The sequence below is a fragment of the Spirosoma pomorum genome, assembly GCF_054776615.1.
This window is the reverse complement of record NZ_BAAHBP010000038.1, coordinates 70,212-84,620: the sequence shown is the minus strand read 5'-3', so window position 1 is coordinate 84,620 and position 14,409 is coordinate 70,212. Positions and strand designations below refer to the sequence as shown.

The following is a 14,409-nucleotide window of genomic DNA, read 5'->3' as shown; positions in this document are numbered from 1 at the left end:
TGTACGAGAACGGGATTGATGGCGTCTGATCCAATGAACCGGCGAAGCCATAAAAAATTTCTCTCAGTCCTGTAATGTTTTCTAAACTCAGTCGTCTATGCTAGTGACATGGACCTACACGCTTTCAAGCAACGCATTCTGCCTGTTCAGAATCGACTCTTCCGGCTGGCGACGATGTTCCTGGGGAACCGGGAAGACGCCGAAGATGCGTTGCAGGATGTGTTGATGCGGCTCTGGTCGAATCGTCAGCAACTAGACACGTATCAGAGTGTGGAAGCCCTGGCCGTCCAAATGACAAAGAATTTGTGCCTGGATCGCATGAAGGCACACGCCCGGCAGACAGCAGACAAGCAGGCGGATCTGAGTAGTGTAGCCACCGACCAGGTATCGCCCCACCGGCAGGTGGAACTGGCGGACAGCGCGACGCAAATCCGGCGGCTGATCGACGACCTGCCCGACAATCAGAAGCTGGTACTGCACCTGCGCGACGTTGAGGAATACTCTTTCGAGGAAATCGAGCAACTCACCGGCCTGTCGATCAATACCATCCGTGTTACGCTATCCCGGGCTCGCCAGCGCCTGCGGGATGGTTACATCAGACTAAACGATTATGAAGCCAACTATTGAGGAGTTGTTGAACCGCTATTACGCTGGCGAGACGACTATTGAAGAAGAAAAATTACTACGCGATTACTTTCAACAGCCCGAACAGGTATCGCCGGCTTTACGGCAGCACGCCCCGCTGTTCACTCATTTCAGCGCGGCTCAGGCGCAACAGCCATCGACTGATTTGTTTGCTCGCTTGGAACCACAGGCGCCGAAATTCGACACAAAAATCCGGTCACTGACGAGCTGGGGTCTCCGAATCGCGGCCAGCGTAGCGCTCCTACTGGTTGGTTTTGCGGCCGGTCGGTTCTATACCCGAGAGGAGCCCGCGACACTAGCCAGCGCTGCCGATACTGGTCAGTATCCGGCGACATCCATCAAAAAAGTACTGGCGTTTGATGCCATAGCCAAAACATCAGCCAGCGACCGTATCCAGGCCGTTAATCAAAGTTACGAACTCGACCAGGTCGATCAGGAAATCACCCAGCTCCTGATCAATACGCTGAATTTCGACGCTAATGTGAACGTCCGGCTGGCCGCCTGTCAGGCGCTACTGCACTTCGAAAGCGAGGAAGGCGTCCGCGAAGCGCTGATTCAGTCGTTGCGAATTCAGAAAGATCCGAACGTGCAACTGACGCTTATCGAAACGCTGGTCGCGATCAAGGAAAAACGGGCGGCTTCGGATATGCAGCGCCTGGCTCGTAACCAGCAAGTTCTGGACATTGTCCGACTGAAAGCACAGGAAGGCGCTGGCCTCCTGATGACTGCCAATAACTCCCCTTCATAAATCGAATTTATTAATCACGTACTGTCATGAAAAAAGTAGTAATGGCCGGCATACTTTGCCTGGGCCAATGGGCGATGCTGTATGCTCAGGAATACAAAACGAAGCTCGCCAACAGCGGGAATCAGCGGATAACGATCCAACTAGATCCCACCAATCTGAAGATCGAAGGCTATAACGGGAACGAACTGATCATTCAGACGTCGACGAAATTAGAAGCGCCCCCGGAACGCGCGAAAGGGTTGCGTCCTCTTTATAATTCAGCCGTCGATAACACGGGCTTAGGTTTGTCCGTCATTACGGAGGGGAACAACGTTCGCATCGAGAAAGCCTCCCGTAAAAGTGTACCGTATACCATCCGGGTACCCCAGAAATCGGCCATCCTCTACGAGCAAACCAACTGGACGAACGGCGATCTAACGATTCAAAACGTAGAAGGCGATCTGGAGCTGCGCACTAATAACGGAGGAATCAATCTGATCGACGTAACGGGTCCCGTCGTAGCGAACACGATCAATGGCGAAATCAAAGTAGTCTATTCAGCTTTAAATCAGAGCAAACCCACGGCCATGTCGACCGTCAACGGAGCGATTGACATTACTCTGCCCGCATCGGCGAAAGCGAACCTAAAACTGAGCTCCATCCACGGGGAGATGTACACGGATTTTGACCTGGGTACTACCAAAAAAGACGGGATGACCCGCATGGGTGGCGGACACCTGATCAACGGGACAACCAACGGCGGAGGTGTTGACTTGCAACTCAAGACGATCAACAGCGATATCTACATCCGTAAACAGAAATAAGCGTCGACTCCTCACCCTTTTCCTTCATTCACCATGAAAAATTCACTGCTGCTGCTCCTGCTGCTTTTTCTGATCAAGCCTGTCTGGGCCCAGAAAGTTATCACCAAATCGTTGCCCCTGTCGGCGGGGCAGGCCGTTCACCTCAACCTGAAATTCGGTGATGACATACGGGTTCGCTACTGGGACAAGTCGACTGCTTCCGTGCAGATTACGGTGACAATCAACAATAATAAACTCAACGACGCTCTACTGGTCGAAACGACGTCGACTGCGCAGGCCGCCAGCCTCACGACCGACTTTGATCAGAAGTTGCTCAAACAAGGCAAAGCGGAAGATTGTCCCGGCAGCAAATCAACCTGGCGGACGAGCATCAACGGCGAAACCTACTCCGTTTGCAGTACCATTCATTACGAAGTGTTTCTCCCCCACAAAACGGCTTTACAGGTCGAGACGATCAACGCAAACATTGATATTCAGGGCGCTACCGGTTCGGTCTGGGCCAAATCCATCAGCGGCTTTGTGGACGTGAGCTGGCCGGGGGCCAAAGGGGCCAACGTCGCCATGAAGACCATCACGGGTGAAGTCTATTCTGACTTATCGATTCAGTTTACGGGCAACCGCCCCAAAAACCCAATTGTTGGCTACATGCTGGAAGGCACTTTGCTCAGCGGTGGCCCCCAGGTTCGGCTGGAATCAATCAGCAATGATGTCTATCTACGTAAAGAGAAATAATTTCCGCTTCACGCACCCGTTGGTGCAACGTTCCTGATTTTGGCTCCTCTTTAGTCAAAATCGCTGATCAAGTCTTACTGCCGGTCCTGGGCCCAACCGGCAGTACCCTTCGCTTCGCCAGCCTTTTCACCCTCCAATACTTCCTTTTATGAAACTTTTTATCGCCTTAGCCGCCCTGGCGCTATGGGTTGGGGATGCTATTGCCCAATCGGGCCCTGCGGGACACGTAACAGGTTCACTGATTGACTCGGTGACTACCCAACCAGTGCCTTTTGCGACAGTAGCCGTGCGGGATGCATCCACGCTGATTGCTGGTACCACGACGGACAGTACCGGAAAGTTTACGGTAACAAACCTACCCCTGGGCAGCTATACGCTCACGTTAACCTCCGTTGGCTATACCCCTGTCAATAAACGCGTTACCCTGACGACGAATCAGCCTTCCGTTACGTTATCAGCAATCCGCCTGCGCGCAACGAGTCAGACGCTAGGTGAAGTAACCGTAGCTGCTCAGAAATCGCTGATTGAAGAAAAGGGGGATCGCCTGGTCTACAATGCGGAGAAAGACGTCTCCAACGTGGGTGGTTCAGCGGCTGATGTGTTACGTAAAGTTCCTTCGCTGAGCCTTGATCTGGACGGTAACATTCAGATGCGGGGCAACTCCAACATTCGGATACTAATCAACGGAAAACCGTCGGCGATGATGGCCCGCAATCTGGCGGACGCCCTGAAACAGATGCCCGCCGACAATATTAAATCAGTGGAAGTCATCACGAGTCCCGGCGCCAAGTACGACGCCGAGGGAGCCGCCGGGGTGATCAACATCATCACCAAAAAGGCGTTGCAGGGCTTCAATGGTTCGGTGATGGCATCGGCTGGTACATTGAATCGAAGCACCAACACCAAGCTGGCCGTTAAAACCAAGAAGCTCGGATTTTCCTTATCGGCGAATGGGTATCAGTTCCGTAATATCCGGGAGGGTCAGACGCTTCGTACGACCCTGGCCAACGGAACGCCGTTGAATACGCTATTTCAAAGCAACTTCGCCGACAATACCGGTACGGGCGGTTACGGTGAACTAAGCCTGGATTATGATCCGGATTCGACAAGCCGGATTAATTTTTCGGCCAACGCCTGGGGGGGCTACTACCCCAACAACAGCTCCGTGATCAATCGGCTGACCGATCCGACGGGCAACGTATTGCAGCAGTTTCGCAACGATATCCGGCTTAGCAACCCCTACGGAAATAGCCAGTTCGATCTGGGTTATACCAAAACGTTTCACCGTCGGGCCGACAAACCCGCTCGGGCGGGCGTAGCTCCGGCGGAATTTAGTTTACTGACGCAGTACAGCCGCATGCCGGACAACTATTTTTACGACGCCGACCGCTACTCCCTGGACGAAACCGCCCAGCTTATTTTCCGGCAGCACAGCACCAATTACAGCCGGAACAAAGAATACACGCTACAGGCTGATTATACGTACCCGTTTCAGCTACGCTCCGCCCGCGACACAACCCGGCTGAAGCTGGAAACGGGGATAAAAGCCATCCGTCGCGACATCGGTAGTGAATATCGGGTTGAAGAATCAGCCGATGGGCGATTGCCCTTGGTGCTGGACCCCGCCCAGTCGAACGATTTTGACTATAACCAGCAGATTTATGCGGGCTACAGTGCCCTTCGCGTGGAGACGCGATCAAAATGGACGCTTAACGTTGGGGCTCGTCTGGAGCGAACGTTGATCACGGGTAATTTCATGACCACGAAGACAAACCTCAACAGTCAATACACCAATCTGATCCCAAGTCTGATGGCGTCAAAAGGGCTGGGGTCGCACACGGTGAAAGCCAGCTATACGCAACGCATTCAGCGACCCCAGCTTTGGTACCTCAATCCCTGGGTCAACGCCAGCGATCCGCGCAACCTGCAAACGGGCAACCCGTACCTGAATCCAGAACTAAACCACGCCGTTGAACTTGGTCATAGCGTAACGACCAAAAAGGGGCTGTCCATCAATTCTGCCTTCTACTGGCGCATGACCAACAACGCCATCGAATACGTTCGCACGGTCGACGAAGCAGGCGTCTCGCTGAGTAAACCTCAGAATATTGCCCAGCGTGCAGCGTACGGCCTGAATCTGAACCTGTCCGGCCAGGCCTCTAAAGTCTGGACCTTGAACGGCGGCATGGACCTGCGTTACGTTGATCTACGCAGTCCCGGTCTAAATCAAAGCAACAACGGGCTGGTTGGCAATTTCAACGTCAGCAGCACGTACAAACTCCCCCACGATTATACGTTTCAGGCAAACGGAAATTTCAACTCGGGCTGGGTTAGCCTGCAAGGCCAAGGGTCAAGTTTCTACTGGTATGGTTTTGCGCTGAAGCGGGAACTGATGGCAAAAAAAGCAAGCCTGACCCTGGGCGTCAACAATCCGTTCAACCGGGGCGTAACGCAGACGTTTAGTCAAAACGGGCCGACGTTCGCATCCGAAACGCGCTCCTTCTTTTTGAGCCGATCAGCCCGGATTGCTTTTGAGTGGCGGTTTGGCCAGATGAGTTCGGGCGGTAAGCAAAGCCGCAAAATCAGCAACGACGATGCCGGTGGCCGGTAGAACAGAAAAACTAACGACGTCGCTTTCTGAACAGCAACAGGCATTATGAATTACTGATTAGCTGGCACCTATAATCTGCCGCTGGTTCGGGCCGCCGAAATGGGTTTAAACAACGTATGCTTCTCAGCTACGTAGTTGACCCGTTTCGGCGGCCCGTTTCCGTGTCTGTGTACCTCCGAAAAAGCTATACCGCGGGTATTATCATTGCAAAATGGGAAGAAAAGGACGAATTTTGGCTCGTGTACTGGCGAGCCTAAGCTAGTAGCCTCTTCTGCCCATTGCACAGTTTATCCTATACTTGGCGCGATACCGGACTGATTGAACCATTAATAAAAGCTTCAATCATCAAATAGTCTTTCGTCGCGACGTTGAGCCTGTCAATACACTCAATCGACGGGTTGAGGCACCGCTCATCAATTAATGCGTAATGTCAAAATTCTCTCGCTTAAGTCCTGCCTGGATACTGCTCTTATTCCTTTTCCTGATGGGGGGAAGTACCCAGTCCGCAGTAGCGCAACAACGTAATCCAGTCGCTCGGTCAACTACCACCAATAAACGAATCACCAACCAGGTAACCGTCCGGCACGCCCGCGGCTTTACGATTCAGTACGTCGGAAACTACAAGCTGGTTTCGATCATCAGCCCGTTCGAAAAAAAGGCGGATACTATCCGTTACGTACTGGTGCAGCGCGGAGCCCCCGCCCCCAAAGGCTATTCGGCCAGTCAGATTATTCAGATTCCTCTCCGACGGATCGTGTTGATGTCATCAATGCACGTTGGCCTGGCTGGCTTTCTGGGCGCCGAAGAGCAGATCATTGGCCTTGGCAATCTAAAATACGTATCGTCACCCAAGGTTATCCAGCGCATTGATGCCGGAAAAATACAGGAAGTGGGTCACGATCAGACGCTGAACGAGGAACAATTGGTTGCTCTACAGCCTGACCTACTAATGGCCACAGGCAGCCCAACCGCGCAGATGAACCGCTACCAGATGCTACGTAACGCTGGCGTCCCAGTCCTGATCAACTCCGAGTGGGTGGAAAGGACCCCGCTGGGACGAGCCGAATGGGTCAAGCTGATGGCGGCACTGCTCAACAAAGAAGCACTGGTCAACCAGCGGTTTGAGCAGGTCGAACGGGAATATATCCGACTGGCGGCCCTGGCCCGAAGCGTTACTCAAAAGCCCAGCCTCATCAGTGGCATGAATTCAAAGGACGCCTGGTTTGTCCCCGACGGTGATAGTTACGTCACCCGCTTCTTTCTGGACGCGGGTGGTACATACCCCTGGGTGAACCGGAGAACGACAGGAAGTCTACCGCTAAATTTTGAAGCGGTTTACCCCATTGCGCTGAAGGCTGATTACTGGCTCAACATTGGCCTCAACGGCGTGGATTCTAAAAAGGACGTACTAGCCAAGGACGTTCGATACGCTGATTTCAACGCCTTCAAATCGGGGCAGATGTATAGCTACGGTAAGCGCGTGAACAGCCGGGGTGCCAACGACTACTGGGAATCAGGGGCGGTAAACCCACACCGGGTACTGGCTGACCTGATCAAAATTTTACACCCTGAATTATTGCCCAACCATCAGTTGATCTACTACAAACAAGTAAACTGAGGGAAGCTGGTCCAGATCAGCCCCCAGCTAACCGGCTAGGATACTACCATGAAGATATACACGAAAAAAGGAGACAAAGGAACGACCGGACTTTTCGGCGGCAGCCGGGTTGATAAAGACGATGTTCGGGTTGAGTGCATTGGCACACTGGATGAAGCAAACTCCACCATTGGCCTGTTGCGGGTTAAGCTGGGAAACGAGCATCCCTGGCAACCGAACCTGCATAAGATCCAGAAAGATTTGATGGACATGATGTCGCACCTGGCCCGACCGTCTACCGCCAAGAAAATTAATACCAACCCGCTACCGGAGGACGGGGCCGATTTCTGCGAGCAGTGGATTGATGAGCTGGAGGCCGCTATGTCGTCGCCATCCGATTATTTTCTGCTGCCGGGTGGCAACGAAATCTCAGCCATGTGCCACGTTGCCCGTACGCAAATCCGCCGGGGGGAACGCCGACTGGTATCACTTACTAAAACCGACGACGTACACGACGCTATCCCGGCATACGTCAACCGGCTATCCGATCTATTTTTCACCCTGGCTCGTGCAGAAATGGACAAGGCGGGCGTGGCGGAGGAAAAATGGCAACTCTTTCTGTACAAACGCTTTAAGTAACTACGACGTGAATAAAGATAAGTGGCTAACCGCGTTGCGAACGAACGTAACGCGGTTAGCTACGGTGACACGAGGCAATTCTAGTACGGTGTATTCCAATGTCTGATACGTCTCAACCAATGCCTGATGCAATGCCGACGCTTCGGCGAAGGTTTGCCAGCGTTCGCTGTCATTGATATAAATGGCTTCCCAAGGCGGAGCCATGAAAACCACGGGCGCATACCGGTACTGACGGGCGGCTCGGTACCAGGATTCATCAACCGGAAGACCACCGACCCGCAAATACGCGATGATATCGGGAATACCCCGGTCAAAAAATGAGATGGGCTCGTCTGTTTCTATTGACGCGTGTTCGTAGTGCTCGACCATACGTTGCAGCGCCATTCGAGCAAAACAGCCTAGATCAATCCAGGGTAGACATTGACTACCGATGGCTACCTGTTCCTGAATTAGTTGCCGCGACACCTCATCGAAGCAAGCATAACCGGCGGCACGTAACGCGTTCAGCAGGGTGCTTTTTCCCGCTCCGGGTCCGCCAGAAATAAGGAATTTAGCCATGATTCCGTAGCAGGTACGTAATGCCAATCATCCCAACGACCATTAGCAGGCAGGTTCGCTGGTTGATTCGGCTGACCTGGTTAATTTCGTCCGGCTGAATCGGCCGCTCCTGCTCACCGATATATGGTTTTTCGACCAGTACGCCGTGATATACGTTCGGTCCACCGAAGCGGCAGTTCAGAATACCCGCCAGAGCCGCTTCCGGGTAGCCCGCGTTAGGGCTTTTGTGCCGATTTCCGTACCGGGCAGCGAACTGTACCCCGCGGCTATTGCCTGTAACGAGAATCATTAATAAGGCCGTCAGCCGGGCCGGAATGAAGTTGGCAATGTCGTCCAGACGGGCGGCAAACTTACCAAACTGTTCGTACCGCTCACTGCGATAACCGATCATCGAATCCAGCGTATTAATCATTTTATAGGTCATCATACCCGGTACACCCGCCAGACCGTAAAAGAACAAGGGAGCGATAACACCGTCACTAAGGTTTTCGGACATCGTTTCCAGCACCGCAATCCGAATCTGCTGCGGACTTAGCTGTGACGTATCGCGCCCCACAATCCGCGACAGCTGACGACGACCAGCCTCCACTCCCTCCCGCTCCAATACCCGAAAAACGGCTTTTCCCTCGCTAATCAAATTATGATTGGCCAGACCGTACCACACCCAAAGGGCGTTGGTGAACACGAACAGCACCGGATGGATGGACAACGTCAGTTGGTTCAGGCCAAGAAAGAACAAACAAGCCAGTGTGCATAAGCTAAGGGCTAGCGCGGCTCCTTTCCAGAATCGGAGCTTCCCTTTATTAAGGAGCCGCTCCCCCCTGGCAATCAGCGAGCCGAAAATGCGAACGGGATGGGGCCAGTTGTCGGGATCGCCAATCAGTAAATCCAGCACGTAGCCCAGCAGGAGCGGTAGTACGAATAGCCCTAGTTGTTCCATGCTGCCAGGGCATTAATGAGTAATGCGTTTTTTTCGGGCGCTAACGTACAAACCCGAAAGTGGCCCGCTTCCAAACCGCGAAAATTGCTCGCGTCCCGAATCAACAGACCATGGTTTTCAATCAGATACGTCTTCAGCTGCGCGGCTGTACCCTTCTGAGTTTGGGCAAGAAAGAAATGAGTACCGCTATCGTAGACCCGTATCGCTGAGTTACGTAACAACTCGTTTACGAACAGTTGCTTATCAGCCAGCAGTTGACTCAGCGGCAATTGAACGAAGTCGAAATGATCGAAAATAAACCGCCCCGCTGCCAGCGCCATCGCGTTTACTGTCCAGGGTTGTTTTACCATCTTTAACTGGTCAATCAACAATGACGAGCTGATGACGTAGCCCAACCGTAAGCCAGGAATGGCGTAAGCTTTTGTCAGTGATCGCATGATGACTACGTTACTGCACTGATGCAGCAACGGAATAGCGGTGTCGAGCTGATTTGTAAACTCAATAAAAGCTTCGTCAACAACGAATAACGTCCGGGGATTCATCCTGATCCAGTCAGCCAGTTGCGAAAAAATAGCCCCGGTCGGATTATTTGGATTGCAGATAAAGACCAGATCGCTCGTCATTTGAGGAAACTGGGCTAGCTGGTCCCAATCCATAAAGTGTAGCGAGTGCCCATGCATCCGACAGGCATCTTCATATTCGGCAAAGGCGGGCACGACGATGGTTGTCGTCTGGCCAGCATACGCCTGCGCAATCAGGTAGATACTCTCGGTAGTGCCACTATTGACAAGCACCTGATTAGCGACTACGTAATGGTGATGAGCAATCTGATGGGCTAAGCTCTCGGCCAGCACTTCTGGGTAGCGGTTGATGCTATCCCACTGGCCGAAAAGATGGTCTTTCAACCCTCTTGGTTCACCGCCGTACCAGACGTTTGTGCTAAAGTCGGCGTGAATATCGGTCGCGTATCGGTAGCGGTCGTCGCCATGTCCGTGGAGCATAAGTTAGGCCTCGACAAGATTGATTTGAGATACGTATCGCCGGAATTGCTCATCAGCTGAAATGATCGTCAGATTTTCGGCTAGCGCTGATGCCAGCAGGATACGGTCAAATGGATCACAATGGTCGACCATCAGCTCAATAGAATTATAGGCAGCCAAGTGTGCGGTTTTGAGTGGTAAAAGCCCAAATCCGTCTTGGTACAGCTGACTGAGCAATGAATCAACAGGAAGTAATAGTTCAGGCAGTTTCCCGATTTTTTGCTTAATGGCAATCTTAAACAGGCTAATCTGACTTACCCAAATTGTATTATGCTGAAGAAGCCTTTGAACGGCAGGTTTGAGCTTTTCAGGACTGACTATAGCCCAAATGACAATTTGTGTGTCGGCTAGGTACTCCATTACATATAATCGCGTAGATCGTCCAAGGGGGCATTGAAGTCGTCGGGAATACGATACTTACCCGCCAGGCCACCCAACCGAACTCCGCCAGGATGATTAAGTTCACCTGATTTACGTTTGGTATCAACAGAATCTTCTTCCTCCAGTACTAACAAAATAACCTTTGTTTTTTTTGAGGTTGGAAACGTCTCATTCAGTACCAGGTGACCATTTTCGTAAATTCCTTCGATAGCCTTGACCATGGCATTATACGTTTTGTTCGAACAATCAAAGATAACGATTTGGCATCTACCACGCTATACGTGCAGCGACGCGTATACCTGTTCCATGTCAATATGCTCCCGTATTACCTCGGCGAGCCGGTCGTACTGCTGTTCTTTAAACTGCTGAAAATTGAAGTTAGACACGCCGGACGGGGATGTGTAGTCAGCTAGCAGGTCGTTAACGACAGCCTCATTATCCAGAATACCGTGCAGATACGTACCCCAGCAGCGGCTATTCAGGAGGTAGCCATCAGGCTCGCCATTGTCCAGCCACGCTACAGGATTAAGCTCGCCCGTAACGGTAGTTTGGCCCATATGAATCTCGTAACCCAGGCACGAAGCCGTCGACTGCCGGTACGTAAATTGGCGTTGCTGCGTGGTCTTGTTAGATTCTAGGACCGTACGGACGGGTAACAAACCTAAACCAGGCAGGGCTTCAATTGAGCCTTCTAAATGATCTGGGTCCTCAACGATTTCGCCCATCATCTGGTAACCCCCGCAAATACCGATTACTGTTTTACCCAGTTTATATGCATCGACAATGGCGCGAGCGATACCGTTATTTTTGATCGTGAGCAGGTCGTCAATAGTGTTCTTACTGCCAGGAAGAATAACAATATCGGCTTTCGCAATGTCCTCCGGTTGATTTGTGTAAAACAGGTTCACCCGTGGGTCTTGCTCCAATCGATCAAAATCGGTGAAGTTAGACAACCGTTTCAGAAGAATGACCGCTACGTTGACCTTCCCGGCAACGGTCGAACGAAACTTTTGCTTAAGCGAAACTGAGTCTTCCTGCTCGATGAAGATATCCCGAAAATAAGGCAATACCCCGATCACTGGAACACCGGTCAGCTCTTCCAGCATTCGTCGACCGTCGTCAAACAGCCGGGCGTCACCCCGAAACTTGTTGATGATGACTCCCTTGATCAGTGAGCGTTCTTCGGGCGTCAGTAGGGCGACGGTGCCGTACACGCTACCAAACAACCCGCCCCGGTCAATGTCACCAATCAAATACGTAGCGGCTCCAGCATGTTGAGCCATCCGGAGATTGGTAATATCGCGGTGTTTGAGGTTGAGCTCTGAAATACTACCGGCTCCCTCCATCACGATGGGTGAATACTGATCAGCTAACCGGTCAAACGCCTGCTTAACGGCCGAGAACAACGCGGCCCGGTCGTTGCCCATAAAGTAGTCATAAGCCGACTGATTCCCAACGGGTTTACCGTTCAAAATAACCTGCGAGCTTTTATCGTTGGTTGGTTTCAGCAAGACCGGATTCATGTCAGTATGGCAAACGCTTCCAGCGGCCTCCGCTTGTACCGCCTGCGCCCGTCCGATTTCCAGTCCATCGGGTGTCGCGTAGCTGTTGAGCGACATATTCTGCGCTTTAAAGGGGGCTGGTTGGTAGCCATCTTGCTTAAAGATCCGGCAAAAGCCGGCCGTAATAACGCTTTTCCCGACATCGGATGCCGTACCAACGAACATGATAGGACGAAGTTTACGCATGACTGTTTGAGCTGTTAAGGCGACCGGAGACTGTATCCGTAAGGGTCTGTGCCGATAATTCGTCTAGTGACAGACAGTCGGCTCCCAAGGCTGTGGCCAGATCTGTCGCTCGTCCTAGTCGCAAATAATCAGTGTCGGTATCCAGTACCAGCGCCGAGATTTGCTGCTCCCGTAACTGCGTAGCCAGCTGAATCGTCTGCTGCCAGGCATCCCCACCGCCCGGTAGTGGGACATTCGCCTTACCATCACTAAGAAGCACCAGGAACGGCTTAGCGCTGCCCGACCGAATGGCCTGTTCAATAACTTCTTCTGCCAGTTGGAGGGCGTGGGGTAAGGGCGTGCGGCCACCGGTGGGTAATTGGTGCAGCGCCTGCTCAGCCTGTTCAACATCGCGGGAGGGAGATAGGATGACCTGTGCCTCAACGCCCCTGAAAGCAATCATGCCCACGCTGTCTCGGTGCTGATAGGCATCCTGTAGCAAACTGAGAATGCACCCTTTTACGGCTTCCATACGTCGATGAGCCGCCATTGATCCCGACGCATCAACGACAAATAGAATCAGATTACCCGTTTTACCGGCTCGTACCGTCTGGTGCAGATCGTCGCGCGTGAGCCCCCAATCATCGGCACCGCGTATCAGCGAGCTTTGCAGCGTGGCGGTGACAGCCAGATCCGTGGGCGACGGATCACGAATCGCCCGTAGCGCATTACCCCGTAATAGGTCTCTTGTCTGACTCCGCTGGCCTTCGGGCGTTGGCTGCCGTTGTTTGGTCGGCTCCGTAACAAGTGAAGGCGAAGCAACGTCAGGCAGTACCCCGAACGTCTGTTCAGGCTCCGCCCCCGTATCGGTAGCTGTTTCGCCACTGTCAGAAGTTTCTGCCTCGGAAGACAGTGGTGTAGGCGTTGAAGGACCCGATTGAGGAGGATTCGGTGGTTGTGTAGACTCGAAATGCCGATCGGGTGGATTCTGCTGGAACAGCTCGTCCAGTTTGCTGGTATCGGCTAAATTGTTTGGTGCAGTCTTTTTTCGCTGCCGATGCGGCAGGGCTAATTCGGCTGCCTGCCGAATGTCATCGGGTGTTACGTCCAGACGTCCGGCCAAAGCAGCCAGCGTTTTTGCCGTTTTATACATGACCAGGTCGGCCCGCAGGCTCGCTACGTTCAAGTCCGTGCACAGTTGACTGATCATCGTCAGCAAGCCATCGGCCAGCCGAACAGAGGGAAGCAACTGCCGGGCTTTTCGGAGTTGATCTTGTAACCGTTGCTGCTCCGCAGTCCACTGTTGGACAAACGCTTCTGGATCGACGTCGAACGCCATCCGCCGACGGACGACCTCAGTTCGTTCAGCCACGTCGCGGGGAGCTGTTACGTCGACTACCAGGCCGAACCGATCGAGAAACTGCGGCCGCAGGTTTCCCTCCTCGGGATTCATCGTACCAATGAGCATAAACCGAGCCGGGTGGCTCACCGACAGGCCATCCCGCTGGATGGTGTTAACGCCCATAGCCGCAACGTCCAGCAGGCCATCAACCAGATGATCGGCCAGTAGGTTTACTTCGTCGATGTATAGAATACCTTGATGAGCCGATGCCAACAAACCCGGCAGCAGTTTCTTTTTGCGCTCAACCAAAACTCCTTCCAGATCTAAACTTCCGAGCACTCGGTCCTCGGTGGCTCCCAGGGGCAGGTTAACGAACGGAACGGCTATTTCCTCCACCTGCCAGTCAGGTTGCTGGCAGGCCTCACATTGGTCAAGTAACTCGCTAGGTAGACAGTTAAAGCGCGAACCAGCCACCCGTTGAATAAACGGCATCACGGCTGCTAGCCCTCGTACCGCCGTACTTTTTGCCGTTCCTTTATCCCCCCGAACCAGTACCCCGCCAATGCCGGGATTAACCGCGCAGAGTAGTAATGCCTGTTTCAGTTTCGGTTGACCAACGAGGGCCGAAAATGGGTAATTCATCGTG

At 52.8% G+C, this 14,409-nt stretch carries 14 protein-coding genes; 7 read left to right on the top strand and 7 right to left on the bottom strand.

Going from position 1 to position 14,409, the window contains the following annotated elements:
- The first annotated feature begins 108 nt into the window (after positions 1 to 108).
- From ACYVAD_RS23795 to ACYVAD_RS23765, 7 genes are all read left to right on the top strand, one after another.
- Positions 109 to 627, top strand: coding sequence for an RNA polymerase sigma factor (locus ACYVAD_RS23795; protein WP_461142049.1), 519 nt, complete (start codon positions 109 to 111; stop codon positions 625 to 627).
- Entirely contained in the window at positions 611 to 1,393 is a 783-nt protein-coding gene (locus ACYVAD_RS23790; RefSeq protein ID WP_461142048.1) for a HEAT repeat domain-containing protein, read from the top strand. The genes ACYVAD_RS23795 and ACYVAD_RS23790 overlap by 17 nt, the downstream gene beginning before the upstream one ends.
- Positions 1,394 to 1,419: 26 nt before the next feature.
- Positions 1,420 to 2,196 (top strand): DUF4097 family beta strand repeat-containing protein, encoded by a 777-nt coding sequence (locus ACYVAD_RS23785; protein ID WP_461142047.1) that lies wholly within the window; start codon positions 1,420 to 1,422, stop codon positions 2,194 to 2,196.
- 33 nt (positions 2,197 to 2,229) lie between these two features.
- Positions 2,230 to 2,928, top strand: a complete 699-nt coding sequence (locus ACYVAD_RS23780) for a DUF4097 family beta strand repeat-containing protein (RefSeq protein WP_461142046.1) — start codon at positions 2,230 to 2,232, stop codon at positions 2,926 to 2,928.
- A 148-nt stretch (positions 2,929 to 3,076) separates the two neighbouring features.
- Positions 3,077 to 5,539 (top strand): TonB-dependent receptor, encoded by a 2,463-nt coding sequence (locus ACYVAD_RS23775; protein WP_461142045.1) that lies wholly within the window; start codon positions 3,077 to 3,079, stop codon positions 5,537 to 5,539.
- A gap of 427 nt (positions 5,540 to 5,966) precedes the next feature.
- Positions 5,967 to 7,157: an ABC transporter substrate-binding protein gene (locus tag ACYVAD_RS23770; protein WP_461142044.1), complete on the top strand. Its 1,191-nt coding sequence runs from the start codon at positions 5,967 to 5,969 to the stop codon at positions 7,155 to 7,157.
- Between the two features lie 48 nt (positions 7,158 to 7,205).
- Positions 7,206 to 7,775 (top strand): cob(I)yrinic acid a,c-diamide adenosyltransferase, encoded by a 570-nt coding sequence (locus ACYVAD_RS23765; RefSeq protein WP_461142043.1) that lies wholly within the window; start codon positions 7,206 to 7,208, stop codon positions 7,773 to 7,775.
- On the opposite strand, the gene ACYVAD_RS23760 is transcribed toward ACYVAD_RS23765, so the two are convergent.
- Genes ACYVAD_RS23760 through ACYVAD_RS23730 form a run of 7 tightly spaced genes read right to left on the bottom strand, consistent with a single transcriptional unit; the run spans position 7,776 to position 14,405 of the window.
- Positions 7,776 to 8,333, bottom strand: a complete 558-nt coding sequence (locus tag ACYVAD_RS23760; protein WP_461142042.1) for an AAA family ATPase — start codon at positions 8,331 to 8,333, stop codon at positions 7,776 to 7,778.
- Positions 8,326 to 9,273: an adenosylcobinamide-phosphate synthase CbiB gene (gene cbiB, locus ACYVAD_RS23755; RefSeq protein WP_461142041.1), complete on the bottom strand. Its 948-nt coding sequence runs from the start codon at positions 9,271 to 9,273 to the stop codon at positions 8,326 to 8,328. Before cbiB ends, ACYVAD_RS23760 begins: the two co-directional genes overlap by 8 nt.
- Complete coding sequence (locus ACYVAD_RS23750; protein ID WP_461142040.1) at positions 9,261 to 10,274, bottom strand: pyridoxal phosphate-dependent aminotransferase; 1,014 nt, start codon at positions 10,272 to 10,274, stop codon at positions 9,261 to 9,263. The genes cbiB and ACYVAD_RS23750 overlap by 13 nt, the downstream gene beginning before the upstream one ends.
- A gap of 3 nt (positions 10,275 to 10,277) precedes the next feature.
- The gene (locus tag ACYVAD_RS23745; protein WP_461142039.1) at positions 10,278 to 10,673 is read right to left on the bottom strand and encodes a type II toxin-antitoxin system VapC family toxin; all 396 of its coding nucleotides are present in this window, start codon (positions 10,671 to 10,673) and stop codon (positions 10,278 to 10,280) included.
- A complete protein-coding gene (locus ACYVAD_RS23740; protein WP_461142038.1) occupies positions 10,673 to 10,915 on the bottom strand; it encodes a hypothetical protein in 243 nt (80 codons plus the stop codon). Before ACYVAD_RS23740 ends, ACYVAD_RS23745 begins: the two co-directional genes overlap by 1 nt.
- A 54-nt stretch (positions 10,916 to 10,969) precedes the next feature.
- Positions 10,970 to 12,442, bottom strand: coding sequence for a cobyric acid synthase (locus ACYVAD_RS23735; RefSeq protein ID WP_461142037.1), 1,473 nt, complete (start codon positions 12,440 to 12,442; stop codon positions 10,970 to 10,972).
- Positions 12,435 to 14,405 carry a magnesium chelatase subunit D family protein gene (locus tag ACYVAD_RS23730; protein WP_461142036.1) on the bottom strand — a complete coding sequence of 657 codons (1,971 nt, stop codon included), beginning with the start codon at positions 14,403 to 14,405 and terminating at the stop codon, positions 12,435 to 12,437. Before ACYVAD_RS23730 ends, ACYVAD_RS23735 begins: the two co-directional genes overlap by 8 nt.
- Positions 14,406 to 14,409: the final 4 nt, after the last annotated feature.

Bases quoted from the DNA above. Each gene is read 5' to 3' on its own strand.
- ACYVAD_RS23795 (WP_461142049.1), top strand. From the start codon at position 109: ATGGACCTACACGCTTTCAAGCAACGCATTCTGCCTGTTCAGAATCGA.
- ACYVAD_RS23790 (WP_461142048.1), top strand. From the start codon at position 611: ATGAAGCCAACTATTGAGGAGTTGTTGAACCGCTATTACGCTGGCGAG.
- ACYVAD_RS23785 (WP_461142047.1), top strand. From the start codon at position 1,420: ATGAAAAAAGTAGTAATGGCCGGCATACTTTGCCTGGGCCAATGGGCG.
- ACYVAD_RS23780 (WP_461142046.1), top strand. From the start codon at position 2,230: ATGAAAAATTCACTGCTGCTGCTCCTGCTGCTTTTTCTGATCAAGCCT.
- ACYVAD_RS23775 (WP_461142045.1), top strand. From the start codon at position 3,077: ATGAAACTTTTTATCGCCTTAGCCGCCCTGGCGCTATGGGTTGGGGAT.
- ACYVAD_RS23770 (WP_461142044.1), top strand. From the start codon at position 5,967: ATGTCAAAATTCTCTCGCTTAAGTCCTGCCTGGATACTGCTCTTATTC.
- ACYVAD_RS23765 (WP_461142043.1), top strand. From the start codon at position 7,206: ATGAAGATATACACGAAAAAAGGAGACAAAGGAACGACCGGACTTTTC.
- ACYVAD_RS23760 (WP_461142042.1), bottom strand. From the start codon at position 8,333: ATGGCTAAATTCCTTATTTCTGGCGGACCCGGAGCGGGAAAAAGCACC.
- cbiB (WP_461142041.1), bottom strand. From the start codon at position 9,273: ATGGAACAACTAGGGCTATTCGTACTACCGCTCCTGCTGGGCTACGTG.
- ACYVAD_RS23750 (WP_461142040.1), bottom strand. From the start codon at position 10,274: ATGCTCCACGGACATGGCGACGACCGCTACCGATACGCGACCGATATT.
- ACYVAD_RS23745 (WP_461142039.1), bottom strand. From the start codon at position 10,673: ATGGAGTACCTAGCCGACACACAAATTGTCATTTGGGCTATAGTCAGT.
- ACYVAD_RS23740 (WP_461142038.1), bottom strand. From the start codon at position 10,915: ATGGTCAAGGCTATCGAAGGAATTTACGAAAATGGTCACCTGGTACTG.
- ACYVAD_RS23735 (WP_461142037.1), bottom strand. From the start codon at position 12,442: ATGCGTAAACTTCGTCCTATCATGTTCGTTGGTACGGCATCCGATGTC.
- ACYVAD_RS23730 (WP_461142036.1), bottom strand. From the start codon at position 14,405: ATGAATTACCCATTTTCGGCCCTCGTTGGTCAACCGAAACTGAAACAG.